Genomic DNA, 15,853 nt, shown 5'->3' with positions numbered 1-15,853 from the left:
TGAGTTTCTCGGCTTAAATCTCTAATAAATCTCATAAGTCTCTTGTTTTCTTGACTTTTGTTTTAGCTTATTCTACTTTTTATTATGTGTAATTTATTTTACATAAGCACTTATTTAACAACTGCACTTAAAGCTTCTTAAAGTATCTGGCAACTGGGAATAGCTCGAAGCCCACCTTTTCATAGGTGTGACGGGCTGGGGCATGACCGGGATCGCCCCCAGTCTCAACCATAGCAATAGACATCCCAGCATCTTTCATCCAAGCCAGAGCGAATTCTATCAGCGCACTACCAATGCCGCGACCTTGAAAGTCCGGATCGACAGCAACCATGTAGATTTCACCCATGCTGTCCTCTGAGTGGAGTTTCACGGCTACAAAGCCAACAGTAGAACCTGCATCGATCGCAATCCATACACCCGTGTCTTCCGTCGCGCAGACATCCTCGACCGCTTTTTGCTGACTCACGCGCCAGTGATTGGGATAAAATGCCTGGTACACATCAGCGTTCATCGCGTTCTGAATCGAATCAAAGACTGGAGTCCACGCCCGAAGCGAAAGACGAATAACAGCATCAAGGTGGCGAGGCTCGTATGGTTCAATTTGCATTCCCACATGAACTCCAGTTAACTCTGCAAGCTTTATCCAACATACTACAATATAATACAAGCTCTGATAGCTTGGTTTTGAATGCTTACAGCAACTTGCCTCAATCAACGCCAATCGGTTTTCGCAAGTTTGAGAGTTCCGCTTCTAGAGCGAGAATCTTGGCTTTTGCAGTCGCCCGTTCCTGGTGAAGCGTTTCCCGAAGATGGTGTAGAGATTTCTTCAACTGTTCAATTTTCTGCTGTGCATCAGTGTTTTGAAAGGCTCTCATGTGTGGTAAACCCTCAGCGTCTTGACCCAGAATACGACAGACAGCACCGCAAGTTGGGCAGTTCGTTACCTCTAACATAACAACCTCCCGCTTACTGCTCTGCAAGCAGCTTGTAAATCTCACGCTTTACCTGAACAAGCAGATCGCGTACTCGATTGCCTTGCTCCACATTGCCACTTCGAGCAACTTGGGTGACAGCATCATTCAACTGGGTTAAAGTATGGCGCAACTCAATCAATCCAGAAGGCTTATTTTCCGTAAAACTGTCGTGAGCGTTTCTTGAATGAGAGTGCTGGTTGCGATCGCTCAAGAATTGTCTGCCACTCTCGGTAATCGTATAAACCCGCTTGCCATCGACTTCCTCACTGGTCAAATAACCGCCTTCTTCCAGCATCTGAAGCGTTGGATAGACAGAGCCTGGACTAGGGCGGCGAAAGCCACCGCGACGTGCTTCCAGCTCTTTCATTAATTCATAACCATGCTGGGGACGCTCAGATAGAAGCCCAAGCAGAATGAACTTAATGTCACCGCGACGAGTGCGAGGCTCATCTCCCCATCCGCCACCCGACGAACCTCTGCGTCCATGTCGCCCACTCATAAAGAATTGATTGCTAAGTCCTTGTCCTTCTCCTGCCCATGCTGGTACGAAAAAACTGGGATGAAATTGTCTGTGTCTGAACATACTTTGCTCCTTGTGTTTGTGAGTTATCGCGATATATCGTTTAATTATAAAACTAATCTATCGCGATATATCGGATTCGACAATGACAAGTTTTATATACCTGCTCAGTTGTCAATCACCCACTAACAATATTTATGTGATTCATTTGGCAGCATTGCGGTTGTTTGCCAGCACTTAGCATCACCGTTGTGCAGCCAAATAATATTTGGTCGCAATTGTCTTTGGTATGATTAGCGATATGAAATCGCCCAAAGAAGTTCTACACGACTGGGTTGCTGCCTATAACGCTCGCGATCCTTACGCACTCATCGAGCTTTATCACGATGATGCCATCAACCATCAAGTTGCTTTTGGTGCCCCACTTCAAGGGCGCAAGGTACTGCTTGAGAGTTTCATCACCTTCTTCAATGCCTTTCCAGACAACTACACGCATCCTGAAAATATCTTCGAGGATGGTGAGTGGGTCATCATTGAGTGGAGCGGTGGCGGTACATTCTTGGGTGAGCTTGGCGGCAACCCACCAACCGGCAAGAGTTTTACACTACGCGGGTGTGGCTTCTTTCAGGTCATTGATGGCAAAATTCGTTTCCAGCGTGGCTACATAGACAAGTACACTTGGTTCACGCAAATTGGTTTACCAGTCTCATAGGCTTGTAAGTGTTGCACAACAACGAAGCTCATCCGAGTGTCGGCAGCAAAGGCGGCTTAAGTTTGCTTTTCGTCTTCTGAGTTGTATCGGTGCGGACAGCACTAGGGCACACAGCACTATGGCACTATGAAGGTTATCTATTTGTGTTTAGGCTTAAGTTAGGGCAAGGTTGCCGGTGAGACACTGCTTTGAGCTGATGGGTAAAACAACGCTGCGCGTAGGTATCACTGCGATCGCTCTTCTTCTCAACCAATATTTGTAATTGTCAGGCGCGATCGCACTTGCTTAGTTTTGGGTGAATATGATCGCTCTCCCTTCATCAAGAATGCGAGCTCCCAAATGTTCAAAGAAAGTTCTCAGCAAATGGAAGCGAGCGAGCCTAGAAATAGAGCGAAGCATCGCAGACTATGCTTAAAAAACAAGATGCTTTACTCCGTTGTAGGAACACCTCATTAAAATTAGTAGGTACAACAGCTATTAAGGAGGTGTCTATTGATCTTGTTTGGTGACTATAAAAACAGAGCCTCTCAATACATTACTTTCATCGACTCAGAGTTCTACCCAGACTACCTTGATGAAGCGAAAACTTTTTACGGCAGTGTCATAGAGCAGTTTGCAGAGTTAGCTGGTATGGCTAGCAGTTCTGCTGACTTGCTTACAAGCATTGCAGCGAAACCAAATCCCTCTCGAACTCAGTTGCTGCGGGTTTTCCGTAAATATGTATCGCCGGACACCTCTGTTGAGATGCTGAAGGTCAAGAGGAAGATTCCCAGTATCATTGAAGACTATGGACATAGATTTAGAGACATAGAGCAAGTTAGAGCAAACTTGGCAAGTCGTCCAAACCCTGACGAAGCACTCATGGCTATTCTTATGGAGTATAAAAGCCGTGGACAGAAGGGATACGAACTAACCGAAGCGTTTTTCCTCTGGTTTGAGAAGAGTTTTGGTTCAGAGTATTTGATTCAAGGTCCGGTACGTGCTGGAAGGGATGTGATGCTTGATGAAGTTTTGAAGGATTGGGAAGCAAAAACACCAGCAGACATTCTCATTTCTCGTAATGATAAAATGCCACTGGTTATAGGATTCGCTCGCTACGATTCAGATCGTGGTGGAGCGCAAGAAGACGATCGTACAGGTGGAAACAGAGATAAAGTGACCGATATTCTCAGATATGCCGATACGTATGAATTACCTCTAAAAGTATTTTTTCTAAACGACGGTCCGGGACTTACGCTCGGTTCTATGTGGAATGACTACGCTGCTTTAGAAAGCTATGGCAGAAGAAGAGTAATGGTATGTACTCTCAAAATGCTGGATGAGCGATTCACCAAAGATTGGCTTGAAAGTTGAGCTTACTGTTCCACTCCTGGATTGAAGCTTCTGGAATACTCTGTATATCTGACGAAATCTCAAAATATATATCAACTCCACTACGTAACACCCTACTGGTGCCTAACAGGGGTTCTTGTTTCATCTGAGTTCCATTTTTGTTAACAAAATCGCCCATTGGTTCAGTACCTTTAGCTAAGCGATGAACCGTAGTCTCTATCGCAAGCAGAGAATTATCTATAGCTACCCATTGTCTTTCTAGTTCTTCTGCAACTGCAACTGTCGTACCACTTCCAGAAAAAGCATCTAGCACTATATCTCCTTTATTAGAAGAGGCAAGAATAATACGTTTAAGTATTTCTGAATTTTTTTCAGTTGGATAGCCTGTGATCTTGATGTTTTGATTATGGGCATCTTTGAAATTAAGCCAAATATCCTGAACTGGGATACCTTTGCTATTATCAAGATACACTTTTCGTCTAGGATTTCCTGTCGAAGACCAATAAATCTCGCCTCTCAAATCCATTTCATCTAGGGTTTCAGGCGTATACTGCCAGTGTTTACCAGGAGGTGGAAGCATTCCTCTCCACGGCTGACCAGTAGCACCATTCCTTGTTCCGGGAGCATGAATAGGAACCTTTTTATAACGTCTTCCAGTTTCTTCTTCTATATACTGGTATTCTTTTTTAGCTGTAGTGTCTGTCCAAGATTCAAATGCTTGATTCCATATATAGCTTTCGCTTTTTGTATAGAACAAAATGTAGTCTGAAATATTTCCATACTGGTTCCGCGTATAGTTCTTAGGATTGCATTTCTTCCTTGTTATCCAATTTCGGAAATTCCTAGCTCCAAAAATTTCGTCCATCAAAACTTTGACGGGGAAAGCCATATTCTCATCTAAATGGACATAAATAGAGCCATCATTAGCCAGTAGTTCTCTAAGCAGAATTAACCTTTGACGCAGAAATTCTAAATAATCAGCCCCATTTATCAAATCATGATAAGCATGGTTCTGTTTCCTGGATTGAAAGCCAGCACCTGTAGCATACGGCGGATCGATGTAAATTAACTTAATCTTTCCAGCAATATTAACATCATCTAATAAAGCTTTAATAACCCTTAAATTTTCACCGTAAATCAATCGATTCTTAGGCTGTTTTTCTACACTGACAACACAATGCAACTGTGCTGGAGAGATGTTAAGAATTTCTTCAATTGTCACTTTCCCCTCATACTCTAATCTGAAGGAACTTCCATTACCATTTCTGGAAGTGCCATTGCGTTTGAGTTTGCTCGGTATCCCTGTTGCCATCTAACTTTCTGCTTGTTCCTGGTTATCTTTCTCTTGACTTTCGAGAAATTCGTCGAGATCCTGCTTACGGACTCTCAAAATTTTTGGTCCAACCTTTGTCGCTTTAAGCCGATTAGATGAGATCCATCGCTGCACCGTTCTCTGATGCACCCGAAGAATCTCTGCTATTTCATTAGTGGTTAAAAACTGTCCGTTGTCCCCACCATTCTTCTCTTGCTCCTGTCGCTTATGTCGCATAAGTCGCTTTTGTCGTTATTGTATCGCTAAGATGTTCGCGTCGCAACTGTCGCTTTTGTCGTCTTAGAATAAGGATACTTCTGATAGGCGAGTTGCACTACATCGCACCCACGACATCTAACAATTGTTGCAGGGGTCGGACAAAAGCCGCTGATGGTGACTTCGGTATTATCTGCCGCGGCTGAACGCAACCGTTAGCTTGCAAGTCCTTGGTGGGGATATAGTTGAGAGGATATCTAATGGTGTGCGATCGCCCATACTAGAATTCGGAACACCAGAATGGGTTGAAGTAGTCTCAGATCTGGAGCAAGAACTAAAATATCTTGTCTATTGCAAGTTGTCAGTAAGAACTCGCTAACATTCTTCAACAGAGTAATCGCATCTTTGCTAATTTTTCGCTGCACGTAGTAGTGCGATCGCACTGCTTCCCAATCGCTATGTGTAATTTTCAGGCGCGATCGCCAGCGCGAATATACAAAGTGATCGCTTTTGTATCTCAAACTGAAACAAAGCAACCGATTCAATCGCAAACTTGCCAGACTGGAGACGACATCAAGATTAAAGAATACTTAAGCTAGCGATATGAAGCGCTCTATTGCAGTTGGACTACTGACATTTCTGGCTATTGGCTGTAGCACCAATCTTCCAACATCCTCCACTCAATCTCCCGCACCTGTAGCAATTGCTGCCAAACCTGCTGCCAACTCCTCAACCGTCCAAAGTCGGGATGTCTTTTACCTGAGCGATCGCTTTGGGTTTCGCTTCGTTTCCCCGCGTGGCTATGTCATCACGCCTACGGAAACGACTCAATCAACGAAGCCAAGTCCCCCGCTGGAAGTCCTAGAAGTCTGGCAGCAGAAAGATTTTTTGAACCGGGAAAATTTACCTGAAACTCCTCCGATCGTCAGCATCACTGTTTACGACAACTCCAAGCGGTTGCCCCTAACCAGTTGGAAAGGCGAACTCAGCCAAAATGACGATCGTCCCCTCACCGTTGCTGGACAGAAAGCGATCGCTTACACTTCGACTGGACTCTACGAGTCTGATAACGTGCTGTTAAGCAGCGCCGATGGTCGCTATGTATTTCGGCTACAAGGCGCTTACCTGCAAAAGAACGATTCCATCCGGCAGGTATATCAGGACATCGTTAAAAGCTTTACTTTCGATGCGATCGCTAGCACTTCTCCTAATAAATGGCGCATCAACTACAGCCGCCTCAAAAGCCTTTTAGCCGCCGGTGACTGGCGGGGTGCGGATGTGGAGACTCGCGCCATCTTCCAGCGATTGCAGAAACTCCAAGGACAGGGTGCAGACTTACTCTACGGCAGCAAAACTCTGCTCAATAGTCTTCCCTGCGAAGACTTTCGTACCATAGATACCCTCTGGTCGCAAGCTAGTAAGGGACGCTTTGGGTACAGCGCTCAAAAGCGCATCTGGCAGCAAACTGCCTCCCAGACGAAAAATCCGAAAGCACGAGTTGAGAAGTTCGGGCAGGCAGTGGGATGGTACAGATCCCAACCATTACCGGAAAAGAATCCTTTTGGGGTAGTGTTAGCTGGAACCAAATGGCGGTTGGATTCAGAACTGAACTCTACTGCTACGGCACCAATCGGACAGTTTCCTTGGGGAGGAATTTCCTCTAACTTATTGAGTGACATGCTCAGCGAACCTGGTTGTGGCAGTTGTACCACGGATGCCATTTATCTTGCTAGCGATCGCTATTACGACTACGTGCCTGCTTTGTTTACCAAGCTCAATCAGTGTCAAGTTCGCTAGTTAGGCGAACTGACAAGTCAGCGCGAGGCGTTAGCCTCGCTTCGCTGTTTTCATGCCCAAAGGGCTGTACGCGATCGCCGTTTCAGCTTACTGATTGCCCCTTCTCCTGCCAGCAGAACTACAAGGTCATCGCGTTTCCCGCAACAACTGAAATTCAGCATCAACCTGTCCAAGTGAATCAGTGAGGCTTATGCTTGTTGATCAGCCAATGACTCGAAAGGTCAAATTAATCCGGGGAGGAACCGGACGTTTAGTTTTAGGAATTTGATGCTGCCAGTAGTGCTGCGTTGTCCCTTGCATCAACAAGAAACTACCAGAAGTTAACTCCAGTTGATGCTTCAAGCCTTTCTCGGCTCGATGCCGCAGCATGAACCGCCGCGTTCCTCCCAAACTCAGAGAACCAATGACTGGATTGTGTCCTAGCTCCGGTTCATCATCGCTGTGCCAGCCCATACTGTCATTGCCATCTCGGTAGAGATTGAGCAACACGCTGTTGAACACCACACCAGAAACGGCTTCAGCCTTTGCCTTGAGGTCAAGTAGCGTGCGTGTCCAGGGAGAGGGGTGCATCGTGATGCCAGAGTAAGTGTAGGATATACCGGGATTACTATACCAAGCCGTTAGCCTGGGTTGAGGCATTGAGCGCCCGTAGATGCTAATCCAGTCTTGTCGCCAGTCGATTGTTTCAGTCAGTTGTGTGAGCAAGCGATCGCTTTCCTCCTCATCTAGCAGAGACGGGTAGAAGATGATATCTGCGTCAGGCAGTTGCAGAGGGATACTGAGCATAAGACAAACACAACTGAGGGCGGCAAGAAATCAGCTTTCCAGAACCCTAACCGACAACAGGTAATCCTGCCAGAGCCTTCGCTACTTCCTCCTCCTCTCGCGCAAAACCTTGAGCAAAGTCGCAGTTTCGAGTTCAGAGGTCGGAAGGTGAGGGTTTGAGGGTGGATTTTCTCATAAAACCTCGACAGCCAAGTTGAGAGTTTGTAGGTTGGGGGTGTAAGTGGGAATACTAACCATGAGGAGATGATTTCACAATCGCCTCATAGGATTCTGTCCCCCAATTTCCTGACCTCCAAAACAAGCCACTCATGACTCCATCCGATGCAGCCCGAATTGAGCAGTTTATTACCCGTTGGCAAAATTCTAGTGGCAATGAACGTGCTAACTATCAAATGTTCTTTTCGGAACTATGTGATGCGCTGGGAGTGAAGCGTCCGGATGTGAAGGGTAGTGTGACAGGCGATCCGTACTGTTTTGATAAAGACATCACGATTTATCATCCCAGTGGCAAGAAAACACCAGGTTATATTGACTTCTACAAAGCCGCTCATTTTTTGATCGAGGCGAAGCAGGGCAGCGAAAAATCTGGTAAAGGAACGGCAAAACGCGGCACGAATACTTACCTCAAGGCAATGGAAGCAGCATTTGTGCAGGCGAGCGCTTATACGCGCAATTTACCCAGTAAACCTCCATTTCTGTTGACCTGTGATATTGGCGATCACTTCGAGCTGTGGATGGGCTTCAGTGGTGACTATGGCGGATATGGGGCGCGTCAGGATATTGGACTGACTGCTCTGCGAAAGCCAGAGATTTTTGATTTATTCGTTGACATCTTTACCGATCCGCAAAAGCGCAACCCTGAAAAGATTGCGGCGAAGGTGACGCGAGAAGTAGCAGCAGACTTGGCAGAATTATCAAAGCGGTTAGAAGGTCTGCATGAACCGGAAGAGGTTGCCCATTTCCTCATGCGCTGCATCTTCACCATGTTTGCCGAAGATGTGGGGCTATTGAAGGAGCATTTATTCACAGAGGCGTTGGAGACGCGATGGTTGCCCAATCCTAAGAGTTTTAAGCCGGAGGTGGAAGCGCTTTGGCAGGCAATGAATGATGGGACAAGCTTTGGCTTTTATGGCAGGTTGTTGAAGTTTAATGGGGGATTATTTGCCGAGGCAAGGGCGTTTGAGTTGACGGCAGATCAGCTTCGGGTGTTGCTAACGGCAGCGAAGCGGGAATGGAAGGATGTAGAGCCTGCGATTTTTGGCACGTTGCTGGAACGGGCATTGGATTCAAAGGAACGCAGCAAACTGGGGGCACACTATACCCCTAGATCGTATGTGGAGCGGTTGGTGCGTCCGGTGGTAATGGAACCGTTGCGGGAACAGTGGGATCTGGTGCAGGGGGAAGTGAAGCAAATTTTGGGGGATGTGGAAAAAGAGCCGACTGCTGCCCAGAAGAAGAAAGCTGTTGCAGCATTGGAAGGGTTTCTGACAGAGTTACGCCAGGTGCGAATTCTCGATCCGGCGTGTGGGTCAGGGAATTTCTTGTATGTGACGCTGGATTTGATCAAGCAACTGGAATCGGAGGTGTTGCGCCGTCTGGAAGATGTGACGGGACAGGCACAGCTACGGTTGGATATTGCCCAGGTGAACCCATCGCAGTTTTTGGGGATTGAGATTAACCCCCGCGCGGCGGCGATCGCTGATTTGGTCATCTGGATTGGTTATTTGCAGTGGCACTTCAGACGGTTTGGCAACATTCCTCCCGTAGAGCCGGTGTTGCGCGAATACAAAAACATTGAATGTCGGGATGCGGTGCTGGCGTATGACGGTAAGGAAGAGGATGTTGACCCGAAGACAGGCAAGGTGAGAACACGATGGGGCGGACAGATGATGAAGCATCCGGTGACGGGGGAAATGGTTCCCGATCCGAGCGATCGGATTCCGATCTATCGGTATATTAATCCGCGATTGGCTGAGTGGCAGGAGGCGGATTATGTGGTGAGTAATCCACCATTTGTTGGAAATGCAAGAATGCGCGATCGCTTGGGCGATGGATACACAGAAGTGTTGCGCCAGATATATCCAGATGTGCCTGAAACAGGTGATTATGTGATGTACTGGTGGCACAAAGCAGCAGAACTAGCCAGAGCCAACTACATTACTCGGTTCGGCTTCATCACAACAAATAGCATTCATCAAGTTCGCCAAAGAAAAGTTATTGAGTTCCATCAAAATCAAAAGAATCCGATTCGCTTGATATTTGCGATCGCGGATCATCCCTGGACAAATGAAGGCGCAGCGGTCAGAATTGCAATGACTGTAGGACAAGCGGATTCATCAAATATTATTCAAGTTGCACAGCTTGGAAAGGTCGTCCAAGAAGTGGATGCAGAAACACCAGAAGATTCGGCGGAACAAGTTGAAGTCATAGTAAAGAATGTAGGAAGTATTTTTAGTAATCTTAAGGCTGGAGCAAACATTGCGAGTACTATTTCATTGAAAAGTAACGCTAGTATATGTTGCCCAGGTATGAAGCTTCATGGAATGGGTTTTTGTGTGACGCAAAAAGAGGCAATCAATCTAGAGCCTGAAGTGATTTATCCCTATCTAAATGGACGTGATTTGCTTCAATCTACAAGAAATTCATTAGTAATCGATCTTTATGGTCTAAGCGAGAAAGAAGTTTTTGAAAGATATCCTAAAGTCTATCAGTGGGTACGTGAAAGAGTTAAGCCGGAAAGAGATCAGAACAATCGTGCAATATACCGTGAGAAATGGTGGATTTTTGGGGAGCCTCGCACCAACTTTAGACCTGCTTTGAAGGGTTTAAGCAGCTACATTACAACAGTTGAAACTGCCAAGCATCGTGTGTTTGTATTTTTGGCTCATGATGTTGTTCCAGACAATATGTTGATTGCGATTGCTCTTGATGATGCTTATTTCTTAGGAGTTCTCTCTAGCAAAATTCATGTCACTTGGGCACTTGCAGCAGGCGGAAGGTTAGGTTTTGGCAACGATCCGCGTTACAACAAAACTCGTTGCTTCGACCCCTTCCCCTTCCCAGAACCCACACTCGAACTCAAACAAAAAATCCGCGAACTGGGCGAACGTCTCGATGCCCACCGCAAGCGTGTTCAGGCACAGCATCCCGATGTCACCATCACCGCTATGTATAACCTGCTGGAAAAAATCCGCGCAGGGGTCGAACTTACCGAAAAAGACCGGGATTTTAACAACAAAGCGCTGGTTTCCACGCTAAAGCAAATCCATGATGAGTTGGATTTAGCAGTGTTTGAGGCGTATGGCTGGAGCGATTTGTTAGATCCCCCCCAACCCTCCTTAAAAAGAGGGGAGAATGCGGATGGTTCGGCTTCTTCCGTTGTTCAAGAGGGAATTGAGGGGGGAGCAATGCAGAACTTGGATGAGATTATTTTGGAACGATTGGTCGCCTTAAACGCAGAACGCGCTGAAGAAGAACGCAATGGGTTGATTCGCTGGTTGCGTCCAGAATATCAGGCTCCCGGTGAAGTACATATTCAGCAAGTAATTGAAGGTAGCGCTGAAGTTCAAGAGGAAACTGCGAGCGCCCCCGTTGAACAACAAAAATTTCCCAAAGCCTTCAAAGATCAACTCGCTGCGGTGCGCGATTTGCTCCGCACTCAAGGCGGCGAATGGACAGTGGAGCAAATTGCGGCTCAATTCAAAGGCGCATCTCGACAAAAACAAATTATTCTCACCTGTCTCGAAAGCCTGGAAGCATTGGGAATTTTTGCCAAGCATGAAGAAGAAGGAAGCGATAGCGCTTCGCGCGACGAAGTCGTTCGCTGGTATCTGGCGGAGTTGCAAAAGGCAAGCTAGAAATTAGCAGAACCATTACTCCTTATCGATTGGCTGAGGAAGAAGTAGCGATCGCAGAGGGCAAATAATCGGCTATATGCCTTCTAGCCCCATACCATAAAAGAAGTTACGTTAAAGCGATCGCCATCCAAACCCCATCACTCCTAAGAAAGGAAACAGACCAGAGACTCTTATGACCACGGCAACGATAGCAATACCCCAAAAGGAAGAACCCCTCCTGTTTGAGGGATTGACCTGGAGAGAGTTCAAAGCAGTCGAGCAATTGTTAGACCGTCCAGGATATCGGCTTTCCTTCCTGGATGGAGTACTGGAGATTCGACGGATGCCAGGGGAACCCCACGAAACAGTTAAGAAGAGGATCGGTGCATTGGTGGAGCTTTACCTGCTTATAGCAGGGTTTGACTTCACCCCAACTGGCTCCATGATCCTAGAAAGTGAAGCTGGAGCCGTCAAGCGAGAGGCGGATGAATCCTATAGAACCCATTTGACATCTTTTGCTGGGGTGCAAGGCTTTGAAGTAAGCCGTTACTTTGCGATCAATGATAGAGCCTGCTTAAACTCGACTGTTTTTTGCAAGAACAGGGATAAAACCAGCTAGCTGCAAGGCTTTTAGTTTCAGGAATAGCTCTCAAATGGGTTCTATACAAGAGGGCAATCGAATTTGGCTGAACTACGAGCTAAGTTACAAATTTTATAGATTGATCGTCAGGATTTTTTTCTTGCTTTTTTTGTCGCTCAACACGACTGTATTGTAGGGTGATGTATCCGTTCCCGGCGGAATTGGCAGCCAAAAACTGGGGTTTTTATGATCGAGTTCGCCCAAATCAATGCTTTTCGTTATATCGCCATCTGTTGCCAGATAAGCGGTAAGTTCGCCTTTATAATCTTCAATTAAAAAGTCGCTAAATAAAACGACTTGCCCACCCTCAGGATGTATACCAAGGATGACCTGACCGCTGAAAGTTGTGCCTTTTCGTTCTTCATCAACCGTTGCCATTATGATTTCTGAGGGGTCTTGACCGGACATATCTGCCATAAACTTTTTCTTGGGCGAATTCTCAACAATTGAAAATGATTTTACAAGAGCGCTATGGGCGATCGCAAAACTCTCAGGACGTATTTCTGCATCGGTCTTGCAAATGTATAGCCAAGTTACTTCGGGTTTAACGCCTAATTGGAAGATTGAGTAGGGATGAGTAGAGGCTGAAAGTGATCGCGAAGCGTTGCTGCTATAAGAGATCGCATCGCAGAAACCTGATAGAGGGGAGACGTTGAGAAGTTTCCGGATTCTGTTCTAGCAACCTACGAGAGCCACGGGAAGGGGTAGGCAGGAACACCAAGGTCAAATGCTTGTAGGTCATTTTCAAGGGGTCAGGAAGCGATCGCCTAAACAGCATCCCAGCACAAGAGGGTAGTACAGAGATAAGCTTTGCCATGCCTATAGAACCCATTTGACATCTCAACAAGAGGCTGAAAGTCTTTTGTTGAGATGTCAAATGGGTTCTATAAACTTACCCCTGGTCGAGTGCGTCCCGATCTGGCGATCGAAGTGGTGTTTACCAGTGGCGGCATTAACAAACTAGAGGTATACAAGCGCCTGAAGATTCCTGAAGTGTGGTTCTGGGAAGACGGAGTGCTAGAGATTTATCACCTGCGGGGAGAGGGCAACACTCTGGACTACGAAAAAATTTCCAGTAGTGAGGAAATGAAAGGGATCGATCTGGATTTGTTGTTACGTTGCATCAATATGGTGAATCACGTTGATGCCATCAAGACCTTTCAACAGGCACTCCAGAAATAGCTGACCAAAGGCGATCGCGGCTCTGATCTTCGGTATTTCACTATAACGGCGATCGCAATTCCCACTGATGTGACTCAACTAGAAGCTTGCCAGCAGTTGATAGAGAAGGCGATCGCCGCATTGCGATGAGAACAAGTGCAAGCAGAACTACAAGCTCATTGCGTTTCCCACAACAGCGCTTTTCTCTACAATTGATGCCATGCCCATGCGTCAGCCAAAAAGCGCTCAAGGGCAATAGCTTGAATAGATGGAAACTGCTATGCGAACCCTTAAACTACCTTCTGGACAATTAATTCCGGTTCTTGGCATGGGCACCTGGCAGATGGGGGAGAATGCTAGGAATCGCCAAAGCGAAATAGATGCCTTACGCCACGGACTCGATCTGGGTCTAACTCTGATTGACACCGCCGAAATGTATGGCGAAGGCGGTGCAGAAGAAGTAATCGCCCAGGCGATCGCAAATCGTCGTGCAGAAGTTTTTCTCGTTAGCAAGGTCTACCCTCATAACGCCTCAAAACGAGGGACAATTGCTGCCTGCGAAAGAAGTCTCCAGCGGTTGAAAACTGACTATCTTGACCTTTACCTGCTGCACTGGCGCGGTTCTGTGCCACTGGCAGAGACGCTGGAAGCATTGGCGACGCTTCAACAATCCGGCAAAATTCGCAGCTATGGGGTGAGTAATTTTGATGCCGAGGATATGGAAGAAGCCTTTGGGTTGAAGGGTGGGAAAGGAATTGCTACCAATCAAGTCCTCTACAACCTGATGCGACGGGGGATTGAGTGGAACTTGCTGCCGTGGTGTCGGCAACGAGATACTCCAATCATGGCATATTCCCCGATTGAGCAAGGGCGTTTGCTGAACAATCAAACACTCAAGACGATCGCTCAAGAACGAGGAGTCATTGCGGCTCAAGTAGCGATCGCCTGGTTGTTGCATCAAGACAATGTAATTGTAATTCCCAAATCCAGCCGCATTGACCATGTAGAGCAGAATTATGCTGCCTTGAATTTGAAATTGAGTGCTGATGAATTGGCTTCCTTAGATGCTGCCTTTCCAGCACCCACTAAACCTGTTTCCTTAGAAATGCTGTAAATACTTCTCAAAGAACTCAACGGATTTATCTCGCGTTGGATAGTGTCTCAAATGAGCAAGAGTGCCTACCATGACGAGTTAACTTACAGAGCAAACGCATGGCTCAACGACCTGGAATCTTCCCCACCTTCTTCATCTCTGGCTTTGAGTGTTCGACGTTTCTCTGGAAGGACAAGCAACGGCGAAATCTAATTAAAGAGACACAGCACGATTGCCACGCGCAGGAAGATTACAACATCTTGCGATCGCTGGGAATTGATGTGGCACGAGAAGGGATTCCTTGGCCTCTAGTCGATCGTAATGGCTGCTACGACTTCTCTAGCCTTGACACCACGATCAAAGCAATGCAGCAGACGCAGATCGTTCCCATCTGGGATCTCTGCCACTACGGATATCCAGACGATCTCGATCCATTTAGTGAGGAGTTTACCGAGCGCTTTGCCCGTTACTGTCGCGCCGCAGCAGAGTATGTAATTCCCCGCTTGCGTGGCCCCTATTTTTTCACGCCGATTAATGAAATTACGTTTTTCTCGTTCTGCGGTGGTGAGTGGGGTTGGGTTGCTCCTTATAAAACCACAAAAGAAGACCGTTTTCGCTTGCGATTGGCGTTGTGTAAGGCAGCGATCGCAGGGGTGAAAGCGATTCGGGAGGTAGAACCTGCCTCTAGGATGGTTCACATCGATCCCTTGGTTCAGGTGGTTGCACCGCGCGATCGCCCGGACCAGATCGACGCAGCACATGTGGAAACCTATGTGGATACCTTTTTGGCGTGGGATATTCTCTACGGGAAAGAACACCCTGAACTCGGCGGTTCCCCGGAAATTCTTGATATCGTTGGGGCAAATCACTATTCCTTCGGTCAGATGGAATACCGAGAAAATGGCCCCCATCAGGCGCTAGAACCCCACGACGATCGCATCAAACCGCTTTGCGAGCTAATGCGGTGGGTGTGGGAACGCTATCGCAGACCGATGATCGTTGGCGAAACCAGTGGGATGGAAGCAGGCAGAGATGAGTGGCTAAAGGACGTAGTAGAAGAGTCTCTAGCAGCGGTTAATTCTGGGATGGATTTGCATGGCATTTGTTTATTCCCTGCTGTTGATATGCCGGATTGGCATACCGGAAAGTGGCTGCACAACGGGATTTACGATTTAGTGGAAGAAGGGGATAATCTGAAGCGGGTGCCTTGCGAGCCATACATTGCAGAGCTACGACGCTGGCAGAAAGAATTCAATCGGGTTACGGCACTTGATGCTGACCCCTTGAGCGATCCAGTAGAACTGCAAGATGTGATTGACGCAGCTAAACGATTGCAGCCAGAAGCCGATCGAAATTGGAGTTCAGGACTTACGCAAAGGCGCTAGATATAGCGTACAAGTTACACAAGTTGCATGGGAATAGAAGGATGTTTCAGTTCCTCAATCAAGGAATCAGAAAGCCACTGGTATTTCAC

At 46.9% G+C, this 15,853-nt stretch carries 16 protein-coding genes and 2 pseudogenes; 8 read left to right on the top strand and 10 right to left on the bottom strand.

Annotated features, from left to right (window positions below; translation table 11 throughout):
* Nucleotides 1–127: 127 nt before the first annotated feature.
* The 3 genes from NC997_RS26695 to NC997_RS26685 form a co-directional block, all read right to left on the bottom strand.
* On the bottom strand, nucleotides 128–607 hold the full coding sequence (locus NC997_RS26695) for a GNAT family N-acetyltransferase (protein ID WP_190528007.1): 480 nt from the start codon (nucleotides 605–607) through the stop codon (nucleotides 128–130).
* Nucleotides 608–707: 100 nt separating this feature from the next.
* The gene (locus NC997_RS26690) at nucleotides 708–953 is read right to left on the bottom strand and encodes a hypothetical protein (protein WP_190528005.1); all 246 of its coding nucleotides are present in this window, start codon (nucleotides 951–953) and stop codon (nucleotides 708–710) included.
* A 13-nt stretch (nucleotides 954–966) separates the two neighbouring features.
* Nucleotides 967–1,557: a PadR family transcriptional regulator gene (locus NC997_RS26685; protein WP_190528004.1), complete on the bottom strand. Its 591-nt coding sequence runs from the start codon at nucleotides 1,555–1,557 to the stop codon at nucleotides 967–969.
* 238 nt (nucleotides 1,558–1,795) lie between these two features.
* On the opposite strand from NC997_RS26685, the gene NC997_RS26680 reads away from it, so the two are divergent.
* Together NC997_RS26680 and NC997_RS26675 are read left to right on the top strand one after the other, a co-directional pair.
* Nucleotides 1,796–2,206 (top strand): ester cyclase, encoded by a 411-nt coding sequence (locus NC997_RS26680; protein ID WP_190528002.1) that lies wholly within the window; start codon nucleotides 1,796–1,798, stop codon nucleotides 2,204–2,206.
* Nucleotides 2,207–2,698: 492 nt separating this feature from the next.
* The gene (locus NC997_RS26675) at nucleotides 2,699–3,559 is read left to right on the top strand and encodes a hypothetical protein (protein WP_190528000.1); all 861 of its coding nucleotides are present in this window, start codon (nucleotides 2,699–2,701) and stop codon (nucleotides 3,557–3,559) included.
* On the opposite strand, the gene NC997_RS26670 is transcribed toward NC997_RS26675, so the two are convergent.
* The 3 genes from NC997_RS26670 to NC997_RS26660 all read right to left on the bottom strand — a co-directional run bounded on the left by NC997_RS26670 (nucleotide 3,534) and on the right by NC997_RS26660 (nucleotide 5,611).
* Nucleotides 3,534–4,850: a site-specific DNA-methyltransferase gene (locus NC997_RS26670; protein ID WP_190527998.1), complete on the bottom strand. Its 1,317-nt coding sequence runs from the start codon at nucleotides 4,848–4,850 to the stop codon at nucleotides 3,534–3,536. The two genes, NC997_RS26675 and NC997_RS26670, sit on opposite strands and share 26 nt — an antisense overlap.
* Nucleotides 4,851–5,087, bottom strand: a complete 237-nt coding sequence (locus tag NC997_RS26665; protein ID WP_190527996.1) for a helix-turn-helix domain-containing protein — start codon at nucleotides 5,085–5,087, stop codon at nucleotides 4,851–4,853. It abuts the gene before it with no gap.
* 236 nt (nucleotides 5,088–5,323) lie between these two features.
* Nucleotides 5,324–5,611 (bottom strand): hypothetical protein, encoded by a 288-nt coding sequence (locus NC997_RS26660; RefSeq protein ID WP_190527995.1) that lies wholly within the window; start codon nucleotides 5,609–5,611, stop codon nucleotides 5,324–5,326.
* Nucleotides 5,612–5,669: 58 nt separating this feature from the next.
* Here NC997_RS26660 and NC997_RS26655 point away from each other — a divergent pair, with 58 nt between their 5' ends.
* Entirely contained in the window at nucleotides 5,670–6,863 is a 1,194-nt protein-coding gene (locus NC997_RS26655; protein ID WP_190527994.1) for a GUN4 domain-containing protein, read from the top strand.
* Between the two features lie 201 nt (nucleotides 6,864–7,064).
* On the opposite strand, the gene NC997_RS26650 is transcribed toward NC997_RS26655, so the two are convergent.
* Complete coding sequence (locus NC997_RS26650; protein WP_190527992.1) at nucleotides 7,065–7,649, bottom strand: alpha-ketoglutarate-dependent dioxygenase AlkB; 585 nt, start codon at nucleotides 7,647–7,649, stop codon at nucleotides 7,065–7,067.
* Nucleotides 7,650–7,957: 308 nt separating this feature from the next.
* Between NC997_RS26650 and NC997_RS26645 the strand changes: the two genes are divergently transcribed.
* Nucleotides 7,958–11,506: a class I SAM-dependent DNA methyltransferase gene (locus tag NC997_RS26645; RefSeq protein ID WP_199306211.1), complete on the top strand. Its 3,549-nt coding sequence runs from the start codon at nucleotides 7,958–7,960 to the stop codon at nucleotides 11,504–11,506.
* A gap of 172 nt (nucleotides 11,507–11,678) precedes the next feature.
* Nucleotides 11,679–11,984 (top strand): annotated as a pseudogene (locus NC997_RS26640) (Uma2 family endonuclease); the annotation flags it as partial.
* A 213-nt stretch (nucleotides 11,985–12,197) separates the two neighbouring features.
* Here NC997_RS26640 and NC997_RS26635 read toward each other — a convergent pair.
* Both NC997_RS26635 and NC997_RS26630 read right to left on the bottom strand, forming a co-directional pair.
* On the bottom strand, nucleotides 12,198–12,542 hold the full coding sequence (locus tag NC997_RS26635; RefSeq protein ID WP_190432979.1) for a hypothetical protein: 345 nt from the start codon (nucleotides 12,540–12,542) through the stop codon (nucleotides 12,198–12,200).
* Nucleotides 12,543–12,735: 193 nt separating this feature from the next.
* Nucleotides 12,736–12,942 carry a hypothetical protein gene (locus NC997_RS26630; protein ID WP_190527990.1) on the bottom strand — a complete coding sequence of 69 codons (207 nt, stop codon included), beginning with the start codon at nucleotides 12,940–12,942 and terminating at the stop codon, nucleotides 12,736–12,738.
* Between the two features lie 68 nt (nucleotides 12,943–13,010).
* Between NC997_RS26630 and NC997_RS26625 the strand changes: the two are divergent.
* Nucleotides 13,011–13,307: pseudogene (locus NC997_RS26625) on the top strand (Uma2 family endonuclease); the annotation flags it as partial.
* A 40-nt stretch (nucleotides 13,308–13,347) separates the two neighbouring features.
* Here NC997_RS26625 and NC997_RS26620 read toward each other — a convergent pair.
* Entirely contained in the window at nucleotides 13,348–13,536 is a 189-nt protein-coding gene (locus NC997_RS26620; protein WP_190412461.1) for a hypothetical protein, read from the bottom strand.
* Between the two features lie 30 nt (nucleotides 13,537–13,566).
* Between NC997_RS26620 and NC997_RS26615 the strand changes: the two genes are divergently transcribed.
* Together NC997_RS26615 and NC997_RS26610 are read left to right on the top strand one after the other, a co-directional pair.
* Nucleotides 13,567–14,400 (top strand): aldo/keto reductase, encoded by an 834-nt coding sequence (locus tag NC997_RS26615; protein WP_199306210.1) that lies wholly within the window; start codon nucleotides 13,567–13,569, stop codon nucleotides 14,398–14,400.
* Nucleotides 14,401–14,498: 98 nt separating this feature from the next.
* Nucleotides 14,499–15,764 (top strand): b-glycosidase, encoded by a 1,266-nt coding sequence (locus NC997_RS26610; protein WP_190527986.1) that lies wholly within the window; start codon nucleotides 14,499–14,501, stop codon nucleotides 15,762–15,764.
* The last annotated feature ends 89 nt before the right edge of the window (nucleotides 15,765–15,853 follow it).

The organism is Trichocoleus sp. DQ-A2 (assembly GCF_039961915.1).
Taxonomy (GTDB): Bacteria; Cyanobacteriota; Cyanobacteriia; order Cyanobacteriales; family FACHB-T130; genus FACHB-T130.
Note: the sequence above shows the minus strand (reverse complement) of the source record. Positions and strands in the feature narration are given on the sequence as shown.

Coding starts and splice junctions, on each gene's coding strand:
- NC997_RS26650 (WP_190527992.1), bottom strand. CDS start 7,649: ATGCTCAGTATCCCTCTGCAACTGCCTGACGCAGATATCATCTTCTAC.
- NC997_RS26635 (WP_190432979.1), bottom strand. CDS start 12,542: ATGGCAGATATGTCCGGTCAAGACCCCTCAGAAATCATAATGGCAACG.
- NC997_RS26615 (WP_199306210.1), top strand. CDS start 13,567: ATGCGAACCCTTAAACTACCTTCTGGACAATTAATTCCGGTTCTTGGC.
- NC997_RS26695 (WP_190528007.1), bottom strand. CDS start 607: ATGCAAATTGAACCATACGAGCCTCGCCACCTTGATGCTGTTATTCGT.
- NC997_RS26685 (WP_190528004.1), bottom strand. CDS start 1,557: ATGTTCAGACACAGACAATTTCATCCCAGTTTTTTCGTACCAGCATGG.
- NC997_RS26680 (WP_190528002.1), top strand. CDS start 1,796: ATGAAATCGCCCAAAGAAGTTCTACACGACTGGGTTGCTGCCTATAAC.
- NC997_RS26655 (WP_190527994.1), top strand. CDS start 5,670: ATGAAGCGCTCTATTGCAGTTGGACTACTGACATTTCTGGCTATTGGC.
- NC997_RS26645 (WP_199306211.1), top strand. CDS start 7,958: ATGACTCCATCCGATGCAGCCCGAATTGAGCAGTTTATTACCCGTTGG.
- NC997_RS26690 (WP_190528005.1), bottom strand. CDS start 953: ATGTTAGAGGTAACGAACTGCCCAACTTGCGGTGCTGTCTGTCGTATT.
- NC997_RS26665 (WP_190527996.1), bottom strand. CDS start 5,087: ATGCGACATAAGCGACAGGAGCAAGAGAAGAATGGTGGGGACAACGGA.
- NC997_RS26610 (WP_190527986.1), top strand. CDS start 14,499: ATGGCTCAACGACCTGGAATCTTCCCCACCTTCTTCATCTCTGGCTTT.
- NC997_RS26670 (WP_190527998.1), bottom strand. CDS start 4,850: ATGGCAACAGGGATACCGAGCAAACTCAAACGCAATGGCACTTCCAGA.
- NC997_RS26630 (WP_190527990.1), bottom strand. CDS start 12,942: ATGGCAAAGCTTATCTCTGTACTACCCTCTTGTGCTGGGATGCTGTTT.